This window comes from Pseudomonadota bacterium (assembly GCA_022361155.1).
Taxonomy (GTDB): domain Bacteria; phylum Myxococcota_A; class Polyangia; order Polyangiales; family JAKSBK01; genus JAKSBK01.
The window spans coordinates 1-2,908 of the sequence record JAKSBK010000183.1; the positions used below are offsets into that span (position 1 = coordinate 1).

The 2,908-nt window shown below is 60.9% G+C and carries 3 protein-coding genes; all 3 read left to right on the top strand.

The window, feature by feature from the left end; all coding sequences use genetic code 11:
* Positions 1 to 244 (top strand): restriction endonuclease (locus MJD61_06485; GenBank protein ID MCG8554922.1); only part of this gene is annotated, 244 nt, incomplete at its 5' end.
* Positions 245 to 247: 3 nt separating this feature from the next.
* Positions 248 to 1,231, top strand: coding sequence for a DUF3644 domain-containing protein (locus tag MJD61_06490; protein MCG8554923.1), 984 nt, complete (start codon positions 248 to 250; stop codon positions 1,229 to 1,231).
* A gap of 343 nt (positions 1,232 to 1,574) precedes the next feature.
* Positions 1,575 to 2,876, top strand: coding sequence for a hypothetical protein (locus MJD61_06495; GenBank protein MCG8554924.1), 1,302 nt, complete (start codon positions 1,575 to 1,577; stop codon positions 2,874 to 2,876).
* The last annotated feature ends 32 nt before the right edge of the window (positions 2,877 to 2,908 follow it).

A 2,908-nucleotide genomic window follows, 5' to 3' on the forward strand; every position in this document is an offset into this window, starting at 1 on the left:
CCAGCGCAAAGACATCCAGGCCTTCTTCGGCGCACTCACCGACCGCAACGCGACCAAAGGCCTGTTCATCACCACGGGCTACTTCGCCAGTGGAGCTCGACAGTTCTCGGACCGTCGCGAGGGAATCGTCCTCATCGACGGCGACCAGCTCGCGTCCCTGATGATCGATCACGGGGTGGGTGTCGAACGAGGCGAGACGGTGGAGATCGCCCGCGTCAACCACGGCTTTTTTGAGGAGGGGTAGTTGGTGGGCAAGCAGAAGCGCGTCCGCCGCCTCTTCTCCGTCAAAGAGGAGCTGCTCAAGAAGTCCCGCGAGGCAGCCCTGGCGGCTGTGCAGATCTTCAATAATCCGAACATCACGTTCAAGTCCGAGAGTTACGTGGTTCTTATGATCATCGCGTGGACGTACCTTTTGCACGCCTACTATCGAGATCTCGGGGTCGAGTACCGCTACTTCAAGAAGGAAGGGCAGCGCCGGAAGTTCGACAAGACAAAGCACGGAGCCTTCAAGTACTGGGAGCTCGAGCGCTGCCTGAACGAGTCGAAATGCCCACTTGACCGGCCGGTAACTCAGAACCTCAGGTTTCTTATTGGTCTGCGTCACGAGGTCGAGCACCAAATGACGACACGAATCGACGATCTTCTGAGTGCACAATTCCAGGCATGCTGCATCAACTACCACGAAGCGATCGCTCGGCTATTTGGAGCGGGTTACGGGATCGCCAAACATCTGTCTCTCAGTCTCCAATTCTCGTCATTGGCGGACGAGCAGGTTGACACGCTGGAGAAACACCCTGGGCTTCCGAAGAATGTGAAGCGCTTCATTCAAGGCTTCGATGCCGAGCTCGATCCGAAAGACTTTCGCAGCGCGCAATTCGCTTACCGGGTGATCTTCGTGCCGAAGACTGTCAACCACCCGAATCAGGCGGACCAGGTGATCACGTTCGTTCGGCCCGATTCTGAACTCGCAGAGAACATCAACGTTGCGTACGCTTCGATCAAGGAGACGGAGCGACCGAAGTGGCTTCCGGGGCAGATCGTTTCGCTCATGAAGTCGGAGGGCTTCGCCCGATTTTCCCAGTACCACCATACGTTGCTCTGGCAGGCCGACGACGGGAAGAACCCGAGCAAAGGGCTTGGGGTACAGGTCGCGAAGACCTGGTACTGGTATGAAGCCTGGGTAGATCGGGTCCGAAAACACTGCCGCCAGCATGCGGCCGAGTATCGGTGATGTGGGGCTGGTATCAGCGGGCCGCTCGGTCGGCACCCGGGCCGGCGCTCCTCCACGGCGATCGCATGTGCTCCCCAGAAAGCAAAAGCTGTTGACCGAGTCGTTGGTCGCGGGCACTGGGCATGGCGGGGATAATCTGTGAAATATCGACCAGTTGGCGCGGACGTAGGGACGTAGCTCCGGCGGTCTCCCCGAGCGTCCTACGACCGCCGAGAGGCGCGCTGCGTACCACCCCTGAATTCAGTTGGACACCTTGCGCGACGGGTGTTCAGTGCTTACCCGTCACACGCCCTTGGGTGGCGCCCCTAGTTGGGGCGCCGTCTATTGGGTGGGCGAGGTATGGATGTACGACGCAAATAGGCTTCTCTTGCGCTTCTACAACGAGAAGCTGCGGCTCGGGCGAGAAGGCAGGATCAAGCTCGCCGGCCTTCGGGACACCAACCTGGACCGGCTGAAGAGCGGTCTGGAGAAGCTTGGGCCCATCCAGGGTGCGACCAAGGCTGGATTCGAGAGTCGTCTCGACCAGGGCAGCTACGCGATGCACACGCTCAACCAGCATCCCGATGGGGACTACGACATCGACACAGCCGTTGTCTTCGATGCCGCTGCCCTTCCTTCGTCGGCGCTGGATGCACGAAAGCGGGTGGCGGATGCGCTGCTCCAGTCGAGTAGCGGTTTCCTCCGCGATCCCGAGCCGCGTACCAACGCCGTGACTGTGTGGTATTCGGAGGGACATCATGTCGACCTAGCCATCTACCGCGAGACGGCCGACGGCCGACTGGAGCACGCAGGCCCCGATTGGACCGAGCGTGACCCGACAGCGGTCACTGACTGGTTCAAGGAGCGCGTAGAGGAGCTCAGCCCCTACTGGTTCATCGACGTCGGGCCGAAGCAGCTGCGGCGCATTGTCCGGTTCGTGAAGCGATTTTGCGCCTCCCGTCGCTCGTGGAGTTTACCCGGTGGAATGATCACGACGGCCCTCGTAGCGGAGGTCTTTGTGCCCGACCGCTTGAGGGACGACGTGGCCCTCCGCAAGACCCTCTGCGCTCTGCGTGATCGACTGGCCTTGGACCAGCGCGTCGCCAGTCCAATCGATGGGACCCAGGAACTGACCGGTAAACCTCACACGGATGGACAGGTTCGCCGGCTCAAGAAGCGGCTCGACGAGATCCTTCCAAAGCATGACGTGCTGGACGAAAGCAGCTGCGGTGAAGACGACGCGCGCAGCGCCTGGAACGCCGTTTTCCGTCACGATTTCTTTGTTGCTCAGCGAGCGTCCAAGTCGGAGCGGCCGTCTTCCGTGAAGGTGAGCATTGCCATCGCGCAGACAGAAGGCGGGCGAGTCCGGGAGCGGCGGTATCGCGCAGATGAGCCCCCACTTCCGAAGGACGTCTGGCTCCGGTTCGAAGTCGGGCACACCCTCCAACGCAGAGATGTCGTGCGCTGGATCGTACAGAACGACGGGGACGAGGCGGAAGCCGCCGACGACATGGGCCACACCAAAGAAGGACGCGACCTAGTGACGTGGCGGCACACAGCATATCGAGGCGATAGCGTCGAAGGCGACCCGAACCGGGGTGAAAATCGAGGCAACCGGGAAGGTAGCTGGCCGATAACGAAGGCATGCTTGCTCGCTGCGTGGTAGCCGGTCAGACGGTGCTGGTCAGTCGTCGTTGC